This is a genomic window from Streptomyces sp. NPDC006140, from assembly GCF_040628815.1.
GTDB lineage: Bacteria > Actinomycetota > Actinomycetes > Streptomycetales > Streptomycetaceae > Streptomyces.
Map to the genome: position 1 here is coordinate 582,086 of NZ_JBEXTS010000001.1, position 19,164 is coordinate 601,249.

The following is a 19,164-nucleotide window of genomic DNA, read 5'->3' on the forward strand; positions in this document are numbered from 1 at the left end:
GCGGCTGGTTCCTGTTCTCCCTGATGGGAGTGGTCTGGGGCATTCCCTATCTGCTGATCAAGGTGGCGGTGGACGACCTGTCCCCGTCGGCGGTGGTGTTCGCGCGCTGCGCCCTCGGCGCCGCCCTCCTCCTCCCCTTCGCCCTGCGCCAGCCGGGCCTGACACGCACCGTCCGCGCGCACTGGAAGCCGATGCTGGCCTTCGCGGGCATCGAGATCGTCGGCCCCTGGTACACCCTGACCGACGCCGAACGCCACCTCTCCAGCTCCACCGCGGGCCTGCTGATAGCGGGCGTACCGATCGTCGCGGTCATCCTCTCCCGCTTCTTCGGCGCGGCCGAGTCGCTGGGCGCCCGCCGCATCACCGGCCTCGCGCTGGGCCTGGCCGGCGTCGGCGTCCTCACCGTCCCGCACCTGACCGGCGGCGACGCCTTCTCGCTGGCGGAGGTCCTGGTGACGGTCGTCGGCTACGCCACGGCCCCGCTGATCGCCAGCCGCCACCTCAAGAACGTCCCGACCCTGCACCTCATCACGCCCTGCCTGGCCCTGGCCGCCCTGGTCTACACCCCCGCGGCCATCGCCTCCCGCCCCGCGGTCCTGCCGTCGCCCGAAACCCTCGCCGCCCTGGCGGCCCTCGGCGTCGTGTGCACGGCCATCGCCTTCGTGACCTTCCTGGAACTGATCAAGGAGGTCGGCCCGACCCGCGCGTCGGTCATCACGTACGTCAACCCGGCGGTCGCGGTGGCGGCGGGCGCGGTCTTCCTGGACGAGCACCTGACCCCGACGGTACTGGCCGCCTTCGCCCTCATCCTGGCCGGCTCGGTCCTGGCCACGGCCGCGTCGCCGAAGCCCGCACCACGCCGGGTACCATGGTCGACACGGCAGACGAGCCGGGCGGACGGCCGCGTGGAGTCCCCCTGACGGGGAGCTTCCCGAGGAACGTCCGGGCTCCACAGGGCAGGGTGGTGGCTAACAGCCACCCGGGGTGACCCGCGGGACAGTGCCACAGAAAACAAACCGCCGAGGGCTCCGGCCCTCGGTAAGGGTGAAACGGCGGTGTAAGAGACCACCAGTGCCCAGGGTGACCTGGGCAGCTAGGTAAACCCCACCCGGAGCAAGGTCAAGAGGAGCCGTTGTAAAAGACGGCTCTGCGCGGACGTTCGAGGGCTGCCCGCCCGAGTCCGCGGGTAGACCGCACGAGGCCGGCGGCAACGCCGGCCCTAGATGGATGGCCGTCGCCCCGGCTCCCGCGAGGGAACCGGGGAACAGAACCCGGCGTACAGCCCGACTCGTCTGCCGCTACCTGCGGCTTTGCCTTGGAAAGGGCCTCTGATCTGGGACGGAGGCTCTTTCCGGTCTTTCGGGGGCTTGCCGCGTTACGCGGCGGAAAGTCCCTCGGAAGTCCCTCGGACAGGGCTGAAAGTCCCTGAAAAGTCCCTGGAACGGAGGGGCGGGCGAGGCCTCTGGGCTGGGCATTCGCGTCAGCCGTCGAGCATGACGTAGGGGTCGCAGTCCTCGGGATGGCCCTTGGGCTGGCGGGATTACGCGGCCTCGGCGTTGGTGGTCGTGTGGGGCCGTGCGGCCCATTCGGCGCGCGCTGCGGCGAGCCGGGGGTGCATCGCGCGAAGCTCTTCCAGCTGCCCGGCCACCGTCTCGATGAACTCGGCCAGCTGGTCGGGATCCATCGGACGGGTGTACATGTCGGCGGCCACTTCCACCAGAACGTGCGGGACGCGGTAGGCCGGGCTGACTGTTGAGTCCGGACTTACGGCGAGGTGCGCGCAGAGCAGCTGCCAGGACTTGTAGTCCTCGTAGCCCTCGGTGTATTCGGCGTGGGCCACAGTGCCGTACAGCTGGTGGTGGACGTCGGCCGGGTGGCGCGTTCCATCCATGTCGTCGGTGTGATCCACCGTGCACCAGGACGGACACGTGACGGTGTGCCGGGTACCGTACCTGTCGTCGTACGTCCAAGTGCGGCCGGCCGTTGCGGCGGTTTCGATGGTCTGCCCGGACATCAGGCCAGCGATCTGCGTACGTGCTGCCCGGAGCTTCGCCAGGTGCACGCTCATATCGCTGATCAGTTCGTCTATCTCCCCGAGGCTGAGCGTCGGCCAGTCGCCGTCGGCCACGAAGTCCAGTCCGGGCGCTTCGTCGTTGACCTGGGACAGGTGGAACGCCATGATGCCGTCCCTGTGCCGTCCAGCGTACGGGCGGTGGGCGCCCATGGCGGTGAACGGGCCGTGGTGAAAGTGCTCGTTCGGGTCCTCGTGGTCCGCCGGGTCTCCCGTGCAGAAAGAGACGCCGTCGGGGCAGGAGATCGTGTCCGAACCATTTGTCGGCTCGCCATTGGTGGAGGCATCCATCGTGTCCGCGAGGGCCTCAAGGGCATCGGCGAACCTGCGGAGCTCCTTCGCCTTCGCGCGGGCCTCGATCGCGTCCGTGTCCGTCTCACCCAGACCTATCACCGGGTCGGAACCCGAGAAGTCCAGCAAACGCGCGTCCAGAAGCTGGCGATCGTCATTGCCCATGACGGCATGCCTGGCTCCGAAGTGGTCATCGTGGACACCGGTCTCAGTGCACCAGTCCGGGTGGACGGCGCAGAGCTGGCCGTCATCCTTGAGGGCGGTGAACTCCTTGGTGCTGCTGCTGTCCGTCGTCGATACGGCGATGCTCACGTTCTCGTCCTTTGTCGTAGACGGGCCGGATTCGGATGCCTGGGGCAGGGTGCGGGTGTGACCGCTGGCTTCCTGCCTTCTGTTGCCTGGCTCCTCGTTGCTCAGCCTCGCTCAGCCCGCGCACACGTTCTCCGTCCTAGCAACATCTGTCCTCAGGGCTGCCGTTCGGCGGTAAACTACGCGCCTTTTGCGGCCCGTTAGGACGACGATGTCTCGTCACGAAGTACGGCTGATCACTAGCAGGAGACACGGCGTTCCGCTTCATGAGGAACTTCGCGCAACGGAACGGAGCTCTCTGACTGGGAAGAGCCTGCACAGTGCGGCGGACGCACACTAGTTGCCGCGTTTGACGCGTCCTCGGATTGCGAGGGCGGCGAGACCGAGCAGGACGGGTTCGCTGAACCGGGACGTCATCGGCCCGTGTCCAGTGCGTCGAGGAGCGCGGCGTGGTCGACGGTGCTGGCCCGCCCCAGGTTGAGGAAGATCGTCTCGGGACCGCACGCCTCGAAGGCCGTCTGGTCGAAGAACCCGTGTGTCTCGTCGGTCGCGGGGATCCGGTTCACGGCGGCGCGGGAAAGGGTAAGCGCTTTACGAACACGATCTGCCGGCACCCACTCGATCCCGCCGGGTTCGGAGCGAGGGGGGTCTGCGCCGTACGCCGATGACGTGCATGCCGAAGGCCTGCGCGACCTCGGCGACGCGGACGCCGACGGAACCACACCCGACGATCGTGAGGGTCTGGCTGTACAGATCGAAGAAACTGCTGGCGAGGTCGTCCTTCCACAGACCGACCCGGCCTGACGTCTGCTGCTTTCGAACAGGCCACGCGAGAAGCCGAGAAGTAGCCCGATCGCGTGCTCCGCCATCGGCTGACTGTGGTAGCCGTACTCGCGGCTGAGCATGACGCCGGAAGCATCGAGCGGCGACTGGTCAGTGATCGACACCCGCGGACGGGGTGGCCGTCCAGCGCAACGGCGTCGGGGCCTTCAGCCAGTCGCGTCGAAGGCCCAACCGAAATAGACGTCAGCGGTACGGATCGCGGCAGCGACGTCGTGCTCCTCGGCAAGTCGAAAGCGGACGTCCGGGAAAGCGGACCGCAGTTGTTCGGCATGCCGTCTGATACCTGCCAGAAAGGATATGGCGAGTTGAGGGAGATCACGGCGTTGGTTGGCACGCTCAACTTCTCGCACCGGCGCTGAGCGTTATCGCCCAGGGGGTGTACTGGCGCAGGTAGGAGCGGATCGTGGCCTCGTAGTCGTGCCGGGCCGTGAGCAGCGCCCTGCTCCGAGCACGCATCTGCTCACGCTCCGGGCACTTATGTGAAGCGCCCGCCTGATCGCCCAGGCGAGGTCCATCGGGTCACGGGCTTCTGCCGCGAATCCGGTCACCCCGTCGACGACCGTCTCTGTGAGTCCGCCCGCCCGCGTCGCGACCACCGGCGTCGCCCCCGAGGCGAACGCTTCGAGAGGGATCCTCCCGAACGGCTCGGCACGGGAGGGCACCACCACGCCACGGAGAGCTGGGCTGCGCAGCCACGAGCGGTACCGGGGTGAGAACCGCGACAGAAACGTCGAGTCGATCGCGTAGTCACGGACCATCGCCTGGAGCCGCCGCTGGTAGTCCGTGAGACCTTCCGCGTGCGTAGTGGGCGCGAGTACAAGGTGCGGCACGTGTGTCCCCTGCACCTTGAGGAGGTGGAGGGCTTCCAGCAGGTCTTCGAAACCCTTGCTCTCCACTGCACGGCCCATCGCCAGGAGGAAGCCCGCTCTGGCCCGTGGCGGCAGCGGAGCAGAGGGAAGGTCCTCGTGGTCACTCAGGAGCAGGCCGTTGGGGAGGTCGACAACCGCGTGCCGTGGGATGTCGTACACCTGCTCAAGGTGGCCGCGCATGTGGTGCGAGATGGCTGCGACGCGCGCACCGCCGCTCACCGCGGCCGTCAGCCCTCTGCGTTCCCAGTGGATACGCCGCCGGTCCTCGGGCGAGGCGAGTTCGCTCGTTGACCGGGGCACGAGTAAGAGGCTGAACGGGTCGTCGGCGCGTCGATGCAGTCCGAGACCAAGGAAGGGGATGTCCAAGCCGACCAGATGGGCCATGGGTGCACGGGCAAGGTGCTCTCGGGCGACTTCCGTTACGCGCTCGCACAGAGCTTCACAGCCTGCGAGGGCGGCGGTCGCCGCGCGACCGCCCGGAACCGGAACAACCTCGGCCCCGGCTCGCTGCACGATCCTTTCCGTCTCCGCCACCCATGCCGAGTCGTAGCTGGGGTCGGAGCGTCGGATGTGAACGGGCATGACCAGGAGGCGTCCCAGGGGCAGAGCACGCGTGAGCACTTCAAGGAGTGCTTGGTTGCTGAAGCCCGTGCCCGATGTGCAGCCGTAGTAGCCGTCGTGCAGCGCGACGACGATCTTCGGCTGGGTCGTGTTGGAGACCGGCCCGACGACTCCCCCTCCACAGTGTTGCCGCTGAGGGGGGATCGCATCACCGGTCGGAACGTGAATCACGCCCTGTGAACCTTGTTTGGGGGATGCCATGGGCAGACGCCTCCAGTGCGGGATCGGCGGGAGGCATCGGTGGCTGACGCAGGGAGTTGCCTGGGTCGCGCATGGGCGATGCGGTCCATCGGAAGCTCTGGGCAACGGAGCGTGAAAGGACGATTCCACTACGCGAGCGCCGCGAGCGGACAAAGTGTCCGCAGAAATTCGACGACAGTCCCTTGACAACAACCGCCTTTGCCAGCAGCGAGTTGATGGTTGCCGACGATCGAGGCGGTCGAGCGTCAGCAACGGTCGCGTGAGCAGCGCTTCGTCGCGCCAGATGTGCGAGCCGAGGATGTGTCGGTCTCGGATTCCACGGAGAGCGGGGAGACCAGGCCACTACCTGATGTCAAAGCGGCAGCAAGGTGCGCCAGCTGATGAACAGCGAGAAGGCCCGGCCGGAAGAAGGAGCTGCCCCGGGCCTTCTCGCTGCTCCGTTAGGCGGACAGCTGGGTCGGCTGACGCTGGTCAGCGCGTACAGCAGCGGTAGCAGCTTGCCGTCAGCGGTGGCTGCTTTGCCGGAGCGTTTGTAAGGGCTCTGTCACGGCCAGAGTGATCGTGTGAGGGGTGGCCAGCGACTGAGTGATACTCGGCTCCCCTATCGGGCTGGTACACGGAATCAGGAGCGGAGTTGACCAGTAGCGGGCAGGACACTCCCTTAGCTGTGGTGCGGGAGCGGATCAGGGGCCTCAAGGCAGCCGTCCAGGAGACGGAACGGGATCTTGCCTGGAAGAAGCGGCGCGCGCGCTGGTACAGGACAGCACTGGCACTGGCGGTCTTGTCCATTCCGGCCCTCGTGGCGTGGTCGGCACTGCAAGCCGATCATCACAAGCTTCTTGTCGCCGGAAAAGGTGTCTTGATTTCTGTGCTGGTCTTCTCGGTGCTGACTCTGCTGGTGACGTTCATCGACCATGTCGTGAAGGCGCACAACTTCTTGGACCTTGGACCAGTCACCGCCCCGGACCGGTACGCCCACAGCGCGGCGGAACTGCAGGAACGTTTGGAGACGCAGAGGGAGTCCCTGCGTCGGATGAGTGCCCTCGTGCAGGCGCCTCTGCGAGAGCGCAGGGGCTTATACCGCGAGGACGTGGCCGATGTCATCGCGCAGTACCAGGGTGAGAGTCGGAAGTACCGGCGGGTTCACAACGGTCTTCAGTCTCTGGTGATGGTTGGGTCCACGGCCATGACCACGCTTGCCGCTCTGGATTCCAAGGTATGGAACTGGCAGACCATCTCGGTGGTCTGCCTCGGATTCAGCGTGACCATCGCTACCGCCTTCAGCGGGTACTACAAGTACCGGGAGCGCAGCTACTTCTTGCGGCAGACCGCAGATGCCATCGAGGAGGAGGCCAACGCGCTCGCCCTGGGAGTCGGCGAGTACCGGGAGTTCACCGCGGAGCAAGAGGACGAGGCGCTCGCCAAGTTCACCCAGCGCATCGAGGCGCTACGCAACGAGCAACGGCGCCGTGAACAGCAGCTGGACCAGCCGGCCGACCAGGCGGCACCACCCACGCCTCCATCCACTTTGTGATCACTCGTGGCTTGGGCCGTCATTCGGTGCGGTTGTGGCGCGGACAGTTCACGAGGGAGGTTGGGATACGGCCGCTGATGGTCGGCGTCAGGGGCAGCGACCATGCTTTTCGGATGGTGTCGATCAGAGGTCGGGCGCTGTAGGGCGAGATGCCGAGTTCCTGGCGGGCGTCGGCCAGCCTTTCTGGATCGCCGTCCGGGCCGTGTGCAGCTGCCAGTTGGGTGCGGCGTTCGAGTCCTTCGATGCTGAAGATGTCGAGCAGAGTGAGCGAGAAGTAGGCGTAGGCGGAGGCCTCGTCGACGAGCTGGCGTGCGTCGCTGGAGAGCTCCTGACGAGTTGCGGAACCCGGCTCCTCATCTCCGGTTGCTGGGTTTGGCCGGGTGACGTGGGAGTAGAAGGCGAACTGCTCCAGGGTGTGCAGCATCTCGTCTTCGGTGCACGGGCATAGGTCGCGTAGATAGCCGCACAGGGTGCGGAATGAGGCGAGAACGTCGCTGGTGTTGTGGGTCCACTGCTGTTTGCTCAGCAGGGTTCGGAAGCCGGCGAACGTTTCTGCCAGTTCTTCCAGGACGAGGTGGCGGGAGATGTCGGTTAGCTCGTGGGACTGTGTCTTGTCCTGTATTTCGCGGATCTGCAGTCCGTAGCGGAGCAGGTCGCGCAGGATGCCGCCGGACAGAGCGTGGGCGAGCATGACGTGGGGGTCTTTGAGTGACTGGGAACGCTTGGCGAGGATGGCGCGGGATTCTTCCACGGTGCTGGGCTGGACGTGGATGATGTCGTCCAGGGAGCTGTCGGTGACGTCCCGGTGCGGCAGGCCCCGGCGGACGAATGCGGCCCCGACGTCTTCGGCTACCGAGATCAGGTAGTAGACGTCGGGCACGCCCAGGATCGCCTTGATCTCGCTGAGGAAGGCCAGTGCCTGGGTGTCCGTGCCGAGGCGGTCCACCTCGTCAATGGCGATCACTACGGTCTTGCCCTGCCTGGCCTTCTCAGTGGCGATGCCCTTGAGCAGGGTGCGGAACTCTTCTACCAGTTCCGGGTAGTTTGGGGGGACGGTGGAGACGGACGTGGTGTGGTTCGTTCCCAGGCTCAGGATCTGGGCAGCGCCTCCGGCGGTCAGTCCGTTCGTGGCCTGCTGGATCGTCTGAAGACGGAAGAGGTGGTTGCGGCACTGGGTGACCAGCGCCGGTTCCTCCGGCCTCGGGCTCCAGCCTCCCGCTTTCGACAGCAGGACTCCGGCGATGATGCCCGCGAGCCGCAGCGGGTTCTCGGGGTCCGCCAGAAGGGCGTGTGTCTGCGGGTTGTCGATCAGATAAAGCAGCAGGTACGTCCCGGCAGCGGCGGCCACTGGGCGGAACACCTTCTCCAGAGAGACCTGCCACCTGCCGAGGGGAAACTCGACGTCCGAATCGCGGGCGTGGCGCAACAGCCACCACACGAACATCAGCACCACAGCGTAGAGGCCGGTCTTGCCCAGCTCGTCCGGCTGAGTGCGCTGAAAGTGCTGGACCTGCTGGCGGATCTGTTCATCCAAGAGCACTGTGCCGACGGATAACCAGGTCAGAAGGAGACCGAGAGGCCTGCTGCCGCGCATCCACAGTCGTCCCAGCAAGCGGGGCAGCCAGGCCTCGTGCCGCGCCTGCCACCAGGCGATTCCGGCGATGGTGACCGTCACGCTCGCGACGACTGCGTGCCCCTGCCAGATCTGCGTCGCGTCGTCGCGGATGGAGTCGGCCTGCGTGCGGGCGAAGTCGGCGACGGACGTGGCGTACTGCGTATACAGGGTGCGCACTGAGGCGGACAGACCGAGCACCAGCAGGGTGGCAGCCGGCACCGCGAACGAACTCCACCGCCCCAGTCGCTTGACCTGAACCTTCAATCGCCGCAGCACTCTGCGGGCCGGGGACAGCCGCGTGAACTCCGGCGGTTCACAGCGCCTGCCGCGCATGTACTTCTCGCACAGCTGCACCGAAAGCGACAGCAGGAAGTCGTGCGGGGTGTAGGTGGCCGGCGCCTGGACGATCACACCGAAGCCGGCCTTCTTGACGCTCTGCTCCAGAAGCGTCGTCTTGCCCGCGCCCCGCGGGCCGCAGACGGCGATGGTGCCGTCCTCGATGTGGGAGAGCTTGCGCTCCAGCTGCCGCCGTGCCCCGTTCTCAACGACGTAGCCAGGTGCCCGCGGCGCACGCAGGCCCCAGTCGTAGTTGTCCGGGATGAACAGGGAGTCGGGGTCGTCGCCCAGCATGTGGCGGACCAAGTCGGCGACGACCGGGCCTGTGCCCCGGTCCTGCAGGTCTTCGCCCCAGCGCACGGCGCACACCCCGACCTCGAAGCGCTGCACGAGCCAGGAGATGCCCAGCCCTGCGGCCGCCAGGGAGTGTCTCAGGTTGAACCAGGCTGCCGAACCGCGCCAGAACAGCGTGAACATCACGCCGGCTGCGGTCAGAACCGCGACAAGAAGCGCGAGCAGTCCGCCGAAAACGAGCACGGCAAGGGCTCCGAGCACGATGAGTGAGCAGACGACCCGCCAGTCCCACTCTGTCTCGCCAGCCGCCGTTTCGTGCTTCTCAAGCACCTCATCCAGCTTCTCCACCGCTTCGTCCAGGTCGGTAGATGGGCACCGGATGGTGGCGTAGCGGTGGTACGTCACCGTCCCCATCCGCTCCAGGACGGCATCCCAGGTCACTCCGTCCCGTTTTCCCAGCAGCCGCTCCGTCTCCGGATCGGCAAGCGCGGCCCGCACACACCGGTTGTAGATCTCGGCCGTGTCACCCCCGCTCAGGAAGTCCTCTGCTTTCGCCCCCCAGCGGTCCAGCCAGTCCTGTAACGGCAGCATCCGTTCGCCCTTCCCCCAGTGCCAGAACCTGCGGATGCTAGCGCCATGACACGGAACGACGGAGCGTGTCTCACGAAGGTGGCGTGGTTTGTGCGCACGGTGTACGAAAGCAGGGGCTACTTCAGGCGACAGGCCTGGTATCACCGTCCCCGTCTGGCTCAAACGGCTTTCCGCTGGGCCGAGTTGGTATGTCAGCACACGCCGATAGCCTGGTGGCATGGGCCTTGATGATGCGATACGCGGCGCACGACAGCAGGCCGACTTCTGGGAGAACCGGATCCGTCGGGAAGCCGAGCGGAAGACACGGGAGAGGCAGGAAGCGGACTCTCTGCTCGCGGAGGCGCTGGAGCGGCTGCAGCCGTACGGGGATGAGGTGTTCTTCCGGGTCAGACGGTCGCCAGTGGGCCGGTACCGAGGCCCGGGCGGACGCCGCTTCAGTGTGGTGTCGGATCAGCGCTGCTGGCGACTGATGAACACCTCGGGAGTGCACCCCGAGACCAACGACTGGTATGACTCCCCGGTCCTGCTCCTGGAGGACGGCACTGCCGTGCGGGTGTGGCTCGACATCGAGACCGGGCCGGGCCAGTACGTCTCCTCGATGGAGCCGACACCGCTCGGAGACGACTACTTCCCGATGTTCACGTTCCACCCGGAAGGCGGCTGGGTGGGTGAGCTGAAGCGCACCTTGGCCGAGGCCGTTGTGAAGTACGAGCGAGGCGGTTGATCGAGGGCTGCGGCCGCATCAGGCGCGAGGGGCGTCCCAGCTGTCATGGCTGCGGACGCCCCTCGCTATCCAATGAGACAGAACCTCGTCGGGCACACTGGTGCAGGCGGCCCGGCCGTACCAGACGCGGCAAGGCGGAACGGCCACCCTCAAGATCAAGCCAACTCCGACCCGGGCTGGAATGCGGAAGGCGAGCCTCGTGTGTGTGGGCTTAGCATGCCCGATGCGGCCAGAACCTGGACAGGTACTGCACTTCTCCGAGGCCCCCCGCACCATGCACCACCCGGTCCTCGCCCTCGACTTCGTCGCCGAGGTCCTCCGCGACATGCGCCGTACGAAGGCCCAGACGCTCTGATGACACGCTCCGAGTCTGCCGACACCACCTCCGACCTGCAGCAAGACCACTGCCCGGCACGCTAGCTTCTGAAACTCCTCCGCTGCCACGGGCCGCAGAGGAGTTTCGGAAGCGCATGCCCCCGCCCCGGGAGGGGCGGGGGAGGCCCGGCACCAGGGGGTGCCGGACTCGGAGGCTGCGACCGAGGGCGGATCGCAGCCAGGGGAGGAACCGAACCCCGCCGCCACGCCACGTACGCGCCCCCGCCTGCGCCAGAGTGTGCACCGCGACCAAGTCCGCAGCGTCCGCCTGACCCACGACGTACTCGAGTTGGTGAAGCGCGCCGCGGAAGCCGTCGGCCTGAAGACCGCCGGGTTCCTGGCCGACGCCGCGGTCGCGGTCGCCCAGGCCTAAGGAGGTCCCCGGCCATGGCTGTTGGACCAGCGCGGCCGAGTCGAAGAACTGATGGCCGCCAGCGCACAGCTCGCCCGCGCCGCCAACAACCTCAACCAGGTGGCCCGCATCCTCAACTCCGGCGGTCAGGCGGCCTACGCGGACGACGCGATCGCCCGTGTCCTGCGTGCCGCGGACCGGGTCGAGGCCGCCGCGATCGAGGTCGCGCGGCGCTGACGGTGGTCCCGGACATCTCCACCGGCAGCCGGACCTACGGACTACCAACTACCTCTATGCTCCCGGCCGTCGGGACGAGCACACTGACCCGCACCTCGTCGCGTCCTGGATGTCAGGGCTCGCCCCCGACCCCGGACGCGATCCGGCCGCCACGCTCAAGCAGCTCACCGACCGGCTCGACCTGCCCGTGCTCGTCCTTCCGAAGAACCGCCGTCCGGCCCGGCACGTGTGGCACTGCCCCGTCCGCACGGCACCCGGCGACCGTCACCTCAGCGACGCCGAATGGGCCGAGGTCGCCCGCCGCATTGTCCACGCCACCGGTATCGCCGAGGAAGGTGGCGCCAAGGCCTGCCGGTGGATCGCCGTACGCCACGCCGACGACCACATCCACATCGTCGCCACGCTCGTCCGCGAAGACGGCCGCCGCCCCCGCCGCCACGAGGACGGCATCCGTGCCCAGGCCGAATGCCGACAAATCGAAGCCGAGTTCGGCCTTCAGGTCCTCAACGACGGCGACCGCACCGCCGCCCAGCGCCCCACCAGCGCCGAACGCTCCAAGGCCGAGCGATCCGGTCGTACCGAGACGCCACGCGAGACGCTGCGGGAGAGCGTCCGCCACGCCCTGGCCGGAGCCGCCAGCGAGGAGGAGTTCTTCTACCGCCTGGCCGAAGCCGGCCTTCGGGTCGAACGGCGCATCGCCCCGTCCGGCGACACCCTCGGATACAAGGTCGCCCTCCCCGGCGACCGCAACCGTGACGGCGAACCCGTCTGGTTCTCCGGCTCAAAACGCGCCCCGGACCTCTCCCTGCCAAGGATCCGCCAGCGCCTCGACGCCGGACCTCCCGACGACGGACCCCTCGTCGACCATGCCGGTGAACGAGCACCTCGCCCGGCCCGCGCCCGACGCCAGGCAGCCCCGGTCGTCGAACGGGCTGCGTCGATCCTCGACGGGATCGACGACGAGGACTCCGCCGCCCAACTGGCCGGCGTCGGCGAACTCCTCGACGCACTCGCCCAGACCGCCCCGGCTTCAACCCGCAAGGAACTCGCCGAGGCCGCTCGCGCCTTCGAACGCGCCACCCGCTCCCACATCCGCGCCGAGCACGCCGACAACCGAGCCGTCCGCTCCGCCGCCCGCGGCATCATCCGCGCCGGCAACGCCCTCGGCAAAGGCGAAGACGGCGGCACCACCGCGATGCTCCTGTCCACGATGGTCCTCGTCACCATCGCCGCAGTGCGCTGGCACTCCGCCCGCGGACACGCCCAGCAAGCAGCCGCCGCTCAACGAGCCGCTCAACACCTGCGCACTGCCTACCGATCAGCCGCCGCTGCCCCCATGCAGGTCATGCGCGAGCACGGCCGTCGCCTTCCCGAACCCGTACGGGAGCGGTACGCCGGCACCCTCGAAACCGCTTCGCCCGAGCAGGCCGACTCCGTACGCCGCGAGCCCGGCTGGGACGCCTTCGCCGCCGCCCTGGACCAGGCCGAGCGCGCAGGACACGACCCCGATGCCCTGCTCCAGCAAGCCATCGAATGGCGTGAAACTGAACACCGCGGACAGCGTCACCGACGTCCTCGTCTGGCGGCTGCGACGCATCGGCAAACTCCCCGCCACCATGGACCCGCCCCGTGCCCGTACGAACGCGCGGGCCGTGCAATCACGCTCCCACTCGTCCCCGCCCGAGACGCCGGTTGAGACCCGCCATGTCGCCTCTCGCTCCCGAGGACCGAGGCGCTGAGCTGCACAAGGGGCTCGACACCGACCGCCGGCGCCTGTTAGGGCTGGTTGATATGGAGAAGGAGATGATGCAGATCCTCAACGAAGGCCTCCACCCCAAGAGAACCGTTCTGCCGGAGACGGCCCTCGGCAACGACCCTCTGCTGCGGCTCCAGCAGGAGATGCAACTCGGCGACGGCGACATCGGTCTCCGTGCCACCACCCACCCCGAGGAAATCGTCATCACCGGAATCCCCGTGATGTGCCCGCAGTGCGGCGCCCGGCGCGACTGGATGGTGATCTGCGACCGCAACGAGATCAGCATCCGCTGCCGCTGCGCACCAGTGGGTCGAGCGTGAACTGACCCAAGCGGACTACGAGGCGATGATCGACGTCGGAGGGCAGGACTACCCGAGCCTGGAGGCTGCGGCCCAGGCCGCGGGCTACGACGGCACGCTCGCCGGCGTCTATCTGACCGAGCCCAGGCCCGAATAGGGCCTGCGACCAAGCGCCGTAGACGCCGCCCGGTGGCGCATGCACTCAGGCTCATGAGGTTTCCCGAGAACGACCAGCTCTCGCTTAACCCGCGTTTGATCACAACCGCAGACAGCCCCTAGCACCCGCCTCTGACAATTCGGGCTGCCGACGAGCTTCTTTCGGTCGTCCCACCGTTCACCACATCTGAGGGCGCCCGGACGTCGCAGGTGACCGAGGGGGCCCCACCCCCTCTCGCATCGACATGTGAGCTTTCAGGGAATTGGCTGGAAAACGTGGCTGGTGCCCCCTTCCGGACACACTGACGAGCACGATTCCCGGCAGGCACGCACAGGCATGCCGGCTCAGCGAGGGGGGAACGGCCATCACACCGATGAGGGGCAACGGATCAGGAGCGGGGTTCGGGGACGCGATCACCGCCCTGACACGACGGCGGATTGAGATCTTCGACGGGGCGGGAGGAGACTGGCGCTTCGCCGAGAGTCTGAAGTCCGTCAGCGAGGACACGGCCAAGGAGTACGAGGGCCGCACGATCCTGGAGCTCATCCAGAACGGACACGACGCCCTGGCGGCGGGGGGCACCGGCAGGATCGCCGTGCTGGCGATCCGCCAGGAGGACGGTGGTGGTGTCCTGTACGTCGCCAACGAAGGCACCGGATTCACCGTGGAGAACTTCAAGGCCATCACCGAACTGGCCCTCTCCAGCAAGGGAGCCGGTGAGGGCATCGGCAACAAGGGGCTCGGCTTCCGCAGTGTGCTGCAGCTGACCGACTGGCCGGAGATCTACTCCAAGGCGTCGCCCGCCGCCGACTCGTTCGACGGCTACTGCTTCCGTTTCGCCCGACCGGACGACATTCACGCCGTCGTCGACGACCCGGCCCTCGCCGCCCGGGTGATCAAGGACGTCTCCCCGCTAGCACTGCCGGTGCCCGCCGAGGCCGCGGACCCCGTGCTCAAGGAACTCGCCACGGACGGCTACGCGACCGTCGTACGACTGCCGCTGCGTAACGACCACGCCTGGAGCCTCGTCGTGGCGCAGGCCGAGAACGTGGTGGACGACGAGGCGCCCCTGCTGCTCTTCCTCGACCGCGTACGGGAACTGGTCGTGGAGATCCGTGACGGGGTCGAGGACGGCACACGACATGTGCTGTCACGTGCCCAACGCCCCTGGGACCTGGTCGCGTCCCGGACCGCGGACTGGATCAGCGAGGTCGACCTCGGTGACGCCGGGCGGTATCTGCTGGCACGGCGGACCCTGGACGCCGAGGCGCTGCGCGTGGCGATCGAGCGCAGCGTCGACGTCCACGGGATCGACGCGAAATGGGTGGCCTGGCAGGGCGAGGCGTGGGTAGGTGTCGCGCTCCGACTGGACCGGCCGCTGTCGCGGAACGGCCGGATGTACACCTTCATCCCGATGTCGGAGGCGTCCTCCGCGCCGTTCCCGGGCCACGCCCACGCGCCGTTCTTCACCAAGCTCGCCCGGCTCGACATCAGCGAGGCGGTGGCCCTCAACGATCTGCTGCTCGACCAACTGGCGGTTCTCTGCGTGGAATCGGCGAGACGCCTGCGTACCGAGACCCCGCACGCCCGTGCCGGGGACCTCGTCCTCGACCTCATGTGCTGGGACGCCCCGGCCCGCCTCGGCAAGGCGGTGGACGGGGGGCTCGCCCTCGAGCCGTTTCTCCCTCTGGAGGGCGGGGAGTCCTGGGGCACCCTGAGGGACACCTACGCCTGGCCGGACGGCCGACGCCCCTGGCGGGTCCTCACCGCCGGGGCGCTCGCCAGGGCCGGAGCCCATCTACTGGCCGCCTCCGCGGGCCAGGTCCGGCACGCCCGTGCCGACCGGCTGGCCAAGGCGGTCGTCTCCCGGGCCCTGCGTCCTCCGCTGCTCAGGACCGCCGACTGGGTCGAGGCGGTGGCCGAGGAGATCCGGGCAGAAGGTGGCGAGTTGCCGAGCCCGCGCTGGGCGGACTTCTACAACGACCTGGCTCAGGCCTTCACCGGCCAGCACACCGCGCTGCAGGGCCGGCGGATCATCCTCGACCAGGACGGGGGCCTGCGGCCTGCGCTCGGCGGTGTGGCGGAGCAGGGAAAGAAGGGCCAGAAGGAAGGCACCGTCTTCTTCCACCCCGGGGACGAGCACGACGACGCCGGTACCCGCGTCCCCGGCGACCTCAAGGCGCTGCGCCGCCGTATCGCCTTCACCCACCCCGACATCACCTGGGAGAGCCTCGGACGGGACTTCCTGCTGCGGGGCGGGCTGGTCCGCTCCTACCAGCTGGACCAGGTCCTCGACGCGCTGCACGACCTGCTCGGGGCACGGCCCTCGGAGGCCCTCAGCCGCGACGCCCTCACCTTCGCCCTGCGGCAGTTCCCGGCGCTCACGCCAGGGCAGCGCGACCGGCTGTCGCGGATTGCCTTCCGGGTCCCGCTCGCCGACGGCGGCTGGGCGAGGGCGGCACGCTGCTCGATCTCACCGGGCTGGGGCACCGAAGGCGCGCAACGGCTGGAGAGGTTCCTCAAAGCGGGCGGTTCCCGGATCCCCGAGCTGGCGGACCAGCGGCGGCACTGGATCAGCGGCCCCGACGACTGGCCCGCTCCGGTGCGGGACCGGGAGGTGTACCTCGAATTCCTCACGGCCGTCGGCGTGGTCGACGGACTACGGCTGTCCGTTGTCGGGGACCGCCTGGGAGCCCAGCAGGGGAACGATCTGGCACCCCGTGGCCTGGCCCTGCGGTTCGGCCTCGGCGACGACCTGGGGCCTGTGTGGACGGCGGACATACGGTCCCGGTGGAACAAGTTCGCCCACCCGTGGACGCCCTACGCGTTCCAGCGGCCACTGGCCCATCTCCCGGGAGCGACCGAGGTGGCGGGCCTCGGCCCCACCGCACGGCGGGAGTTCGCCGAACTGCTCATCCTGGGATTCCGCACCTGGGGCGACGAGGTGTTCGACGTCACCGTTTACCGGCCCGAGCACCCGCACAAGAGGGACGAGCACTCGTGGCCCACACCGTTCGCGTCCTTCCTGCGGCGTACGCCCTGGCTTCCGGTGGAGGACGCCGAGTCGGACGGCCCGGTCTTCGTCACGCCCGGCGAGGCGTGGTTCAGCACTGACGGGGAACTGCCCGGCTTCGTCCCGGCGTTGCCGCTGCAGACCCGGCGGCTTCTCACCGACAAGGCCGCGGCCGAGAGGCTCCACCGGTGCGGGCTGCGGAGCTGGGAGGACCCTCGGCACGCCGGAGCAGCCGTCAAGCACCTCGGCGAGATCCTCCACCGGGGAGACGTGCCGACGCACCTCAGCGTCTCCTTCAAGAAGCACTACGGGCGGGCGTGGTCGCACCTCGCGCAGAACACCCGCTGGCCGTGGCTCACCGGCGAGGAGGTACGGCTCGTGGTCAGTCGCAGCAACGCCCTCGGCACCTTCGTACCGACGGCCGAGGACGTGCCCGTGCACGTCTGCGACGAGCAGGCGCCGCTGAAGGAGGCACTCGTCGAACTGGCGGGCCATCCCGTCCTGGTCGCCGGACCGGAGAGCGGGGACGCCATCGTGGAGATGGCCGACGCGCACGGCATCCGCACCCTGCGCACGTCGGCGACCGTTGTGCAGGTCCGCCACCGCGACGGCGAACCGATCACCCCCACCGGACACGCCGACACGCTCATCGCCGACAGGGAATGGCTTGTCACGGTGGTGGCCCTGGCCGTGGAACTGAAGTCCGGGGCGTTCCTACGCCGCAGCGAGCGCGGTGTGCGGGCCCTGGTGGAGCGGCTGCGCACCGTGCGTGTCGTCCGGGCCGACGAGGTGGAGGTCGTCATCTCGGGCGTGCTCACCGAACCACCGCCCACCACCCGCGCTCTGCCGCTGCAGGACGCCGAATATCCCACTGTCGTCGTCTGGCGCAGCGAGGAGGGCTGGGACGAACTGCAGGCGTGCACGTCCGCGCTCGCCCAACTGCTGGGCAGGCCGGGGCTGCAGGACGCGCTGGAGCTGGTCCTGGTCAAGCTGGAACGGCAGCTCGACACCCATGATCCGGAAAGGATCGACGACCGCACCCTGGCGATGGCACTGGACACGACCGAGGCCAAGGTCGCCGAGATCAGACGCAATCTCACGGGAGACGTGCACGACACGGTACGACTGCTGCGCCCGGCCCTGTGCTGTCTCCTCGGCCCCGCATGGGACGAGGAGAGCGCGCGGGCGCTCGACCGCGCGGCAGGCGAGGACGAACTCGTCCAGATCATCGACCGGTACACCGTCTCGCTTCCCATGCCCGCCGCCGAACTCGTCGCCCTCGCCCGCTCCTGCACCACACCGGCCGAACTCCGCGACGAACTGGGCCTGGAATTCCAGCGGTTCAACGAGGCGCTCAGCACGCTCGGCCCCGGCTACGCCCCCTACTCCCACCCCGATCTCCACGAGCAGGCCTTCGGCGACTTCGTACGCGGCCACGCCGGCACCCTGGTGGACCGGCTGCGGGAACGGTACGTGGCGGCGGCCCGCGACGGCGCGGACCTCTCCGCGTACGCCGGGGCCCGTCGGCTCCACGACCTGCTGCCGGACCCCGACTGGCTGCCCCGGTTCGTCACCCCGCCCGAGGACGAGATGCGGGCCAGGGCACAGGCCTGGCTGCGCTCGCACGGCGCCGACGACGATCTCGGCCGAACCACCGATCTCCCGCCCGTCGACCGGCTCCGCGAACTCAACACCGCCGCACTGGACCCCCTGGTTCCGGCGCTGGCCCGGCTCGTGTCCGCCTGGTGCCACCGGCACGGAGCACCTGTACCGACCGGCTGGCAGGGCGCGCCCCTGCTGGAGGCGCGGACCTTCCTTGACGGCTCCGGGCTAAGCGACCTCATCGAGCTGACCGAGGGACAACTGCTCGACGTGGTGCGGCGCGGTGTGGGCTGGCCGACCGGCATGCCACTCACCGCCGACGCGGGGCTCCTCGGCCTGACCCCCGCCGACCTGGCGCCCCGGACCGGACCGGCGCAGGGCACCGCCGGATCACGCGGGGCGGGCCCGGCCACGATCATGATCGGCGAGAAGGAGGTCGCCGTGGGACGCGACCACTTCTCCGCCATCGCGGACCTGGCCTCCAGGACCGTCGACGAGGCCTTCCTCGCCCAGTCCGGCAGGGTACGCCTGGACACGGTCGCGCCGGTGCCCCAGCTCAGGCGGGGCGGGAGTTCCGGCACGTCGCGGGTGGTCGTGGCCCGTCTGCACCATGTGAGTGAGGACCAGCGGTCGGCCATCGGTCTGGTCGGGGAGGTCGCGGCACGGGCCTGGCTCCAGCGCCGTTACCCCGAGGTGCGCTGGCGGTCGGGGTACGCCGCGGTCATCAACGGCGACCGGGAGGCATCGGACAGCCTGGGGTACGACTTCGAAGTCGCCTGGCGTGACACCACACGGCTGTACGAGGTGAAGGCGCTGAGCGAACCCGTCGGCGAGCGCGTGGAGTTCGAGCTCGGGCCGTCCGAGGTGGATGCCGCGCGCACCCACGCGCGTGGCGGTCGGTACCGGATTCTGCTGATCACCGCCGCCCTGGACCCGGAGCACCGTCAGGTGTTCGAGCTACCCAACCCGTTCTCGGTGGCCGGTCGCGAGCGGTTCCGGATCGTGGGCAAGGGGCTGCGCTATCAGTGCTCGCCGCTGCGGAACAGCCGACGGCCGTGAGCTGAAGCGCACGAT

The 19,164-nt window shown here is 68.6% G+C and carries 12 protein-coding genes, 1 other RNA gene and 2 pseudogenes; 10 read left to right on the forward strand and 5 right to left on the reverse strand.

What is annotated here, in order from left to right; genetic code table 11:
• Positions 1 to 23: 23 nt before the first annotated feature.
• Both ABZ386_RS02780 and rnpB read left to right on the forward strand, forming a co-directional pair.
• Positions 24 to 770: pseudogene (locus ABZ386_RS02780) on the forward strand (EamA family transporter); the annotation flags it as partial.
• 115 nt (positions 771 to 885) lie between these two features.
• Positions 886 to 1,295, forward strand: an RNA gene (rnpB, locus tag ABZ386_RS02785) — RNase P RNA component class A.
• A 245-nt stretch (positions 1,296 to 1,540) separates the two neighbouring features.
• On the opposite strand, the gene ABZ386_RS02790 is transcribed toward rnpB, so the two are convergent.
• From ABZ386_RS02790 to ABZ386_RS02805, 4 genes are all read right to left on the reverse strand, one after another.
• Entirely contained in the window at positions 1,541 to 2,674 is a 1,134-nt protein-coding gene (locus tag ABZ386_RS02790; protein WP_358963285.1) for a hypothetical protein, read from the reverse strand.
• Between the two features lie 410 nt (positions 2,675 to 3,084).
• Positions 3,085 to 3,237, reverse strand: coding sequence for an NAD(P)-dependent oxidoreductase (locus ABZ386_RS02795; protein ID WP_358963287.1), 153 nt, complete (start codon positions 3,235 to 3,237; stop codon positions 3,085 to 3,087).
• 25 nt (positions 3,238 to 3,262) lie between these two features.
• Positions 3,263 to 3,460 (reverse strand): NAD(P)-dependent oxidoreductase, encoded by a 198-nt coding sequence (locus tag ABZ386_RS02800; protein ID WP_358963672.1) that lies wholly within the window; start codon positions 3,458 to 3,460, stop codon positions 3,263 to 3,265.
• Positions 3,461 to 3,876: 416 nt separating this feature from the next.
• Complete coding sequence (locus tag ABZ386_RS02805; protein ID WP_358963289.1) at positions 3,877 to 5,175, reverse strand: glycosyltransferase family 4 protein; 1,299 nt, start codon at positions 5,173 to 5,175, stop codon at positions 3,877 to 3,879.
• A gap of 664 nt (positions 5,176 to 5,839) precedes the next feature.
• Between ABZ386_RS02805 and ABZ386_RS02810 the strand changes: the two genes are divergently transcribed.
• Positions 5,840 to 6,739 carry a DUF4231 domain-containing protein gene (locus ABZ386_RS02810; protein WP_358963291.1) on the forward strand — a complete coding sequence of 300 codons (900 nt, stop codon included), beginning with the start codon at positions 5,840 to 5,842 and terminating at the stop codon, positions 6,737 to 6,739.
• A 19-nt stretch (positions 6,740 to 6,758) separates the two neighbouring features.
• Here ABZ386_RS02810 and ABZ386_RS02815 read toward each other — a convergent pair whose 3' ends face one another.
• Positions 6,759 to 9,575, reverse strand: coding sequence for a hypothetical protein (locus ABZ386_RS02815; RefSeq protein ID WP_358963293.1), 2,817 nt, complete (start codon positions 9,573 to 9,575; stop codon positions 6,759 to 6,761).
• A 217-nt stretch (positions 9,576 to 9,792) separates the two neighbouring features.
• Here ABZ386_RS02815 and ABZ386_RS02820 point away from each other — a divergent pair, with 217 nt between their 5' ends.
• The 7 genes and pseudogenes from ABZ386_RS02820 (at position 9,793) to ABZ386_RS02850 (ending at position 19,149) form a co-directional block, all read left to right on the forward strand.
• Complete coding sequence (locus tag ABZ386_RS02820) at positions 9,793 to 10,299, forward strand: hypothetical protein (protein ID WP_358963296.1); 507 nt, start codon at positions 9,793 to 9,795, stop codon at positions 10,297 to 10,299.
• Positions 10,300 to 10,522: 223 nt separating this feature from the next.
• The gene (locus ABZ386_RS02825; RefSeq protein WP_358963298.1) at positions 10,523 to 10,654 is read left to right on the forward strand and encodes a hypothetical protein; all 132 of its coding nucleotides are present in this window, start codon (positions 10,523 to 10,525) and stop codon (positions 10,652 to 10,654) included.
• Positions 10,655 to 10,912: 258 nt separating this feature from the next.
• The gene (locus ABZ386_RS02830) at positions 10,913 to 11,047 is read left to right on the forward strand and encodes a hypothetical protein (protein WP_358963301.1); all 135 of its coding nucleotides are present in this window, start codon (positions 10,913 to 10,915) and stop codon (positions 11,045 to 11,047) included.
• Positions 11,048 to 11,098: 51 nt separating this feature from the next.
• Entirely contained in the window at positions 11,099 to 11,263 is a 165-nt protein-coding gene (mobC, locus tag ABZ386_RS02835; RefSeq protein ID WP_358963304.1) for a plasmid mobilization relaxosome protein MobC, read from the forward strand.
• A gap of 2 nt (positions 11,264 to 11,265) precedes the next feature.
• Positions 11,266 to 12,876, forward strand: a pseudogene (locus ABZ386_RS02840) (relaxase/mobilization nuclease domain-containing protein); the annotation flags it as partial.
• 91 nt (positions 12,877 to 12,967) lie between these two features.
• Positions 12,968 to 13,339, forward strand: a complete 372-nt coding sequence (locus ABZ386_RS02845; protein ID WP_358963306.1) for a hypothetical protein — start codon at positions 12,968 to 12,970, stop codon at positions 13,337 to 13,339.
• Between the two features lie 509 nt (positions 13,340 to 13,848).
• Positions 13,849 to 19,149: a hypothetical protein gene (locus tag ABZ386_RS02850; protein ID WP_358963308.1), complete on the forward strand. Its 5,301-nt coding sequence runs from the start codon at positions 13,849 to 13,851 to the stop codon at positions 19,147 to 19,149.
• The last annotated feature ends 15 nt before the right edge of the window (positions 19,150 to 19,164 follow it).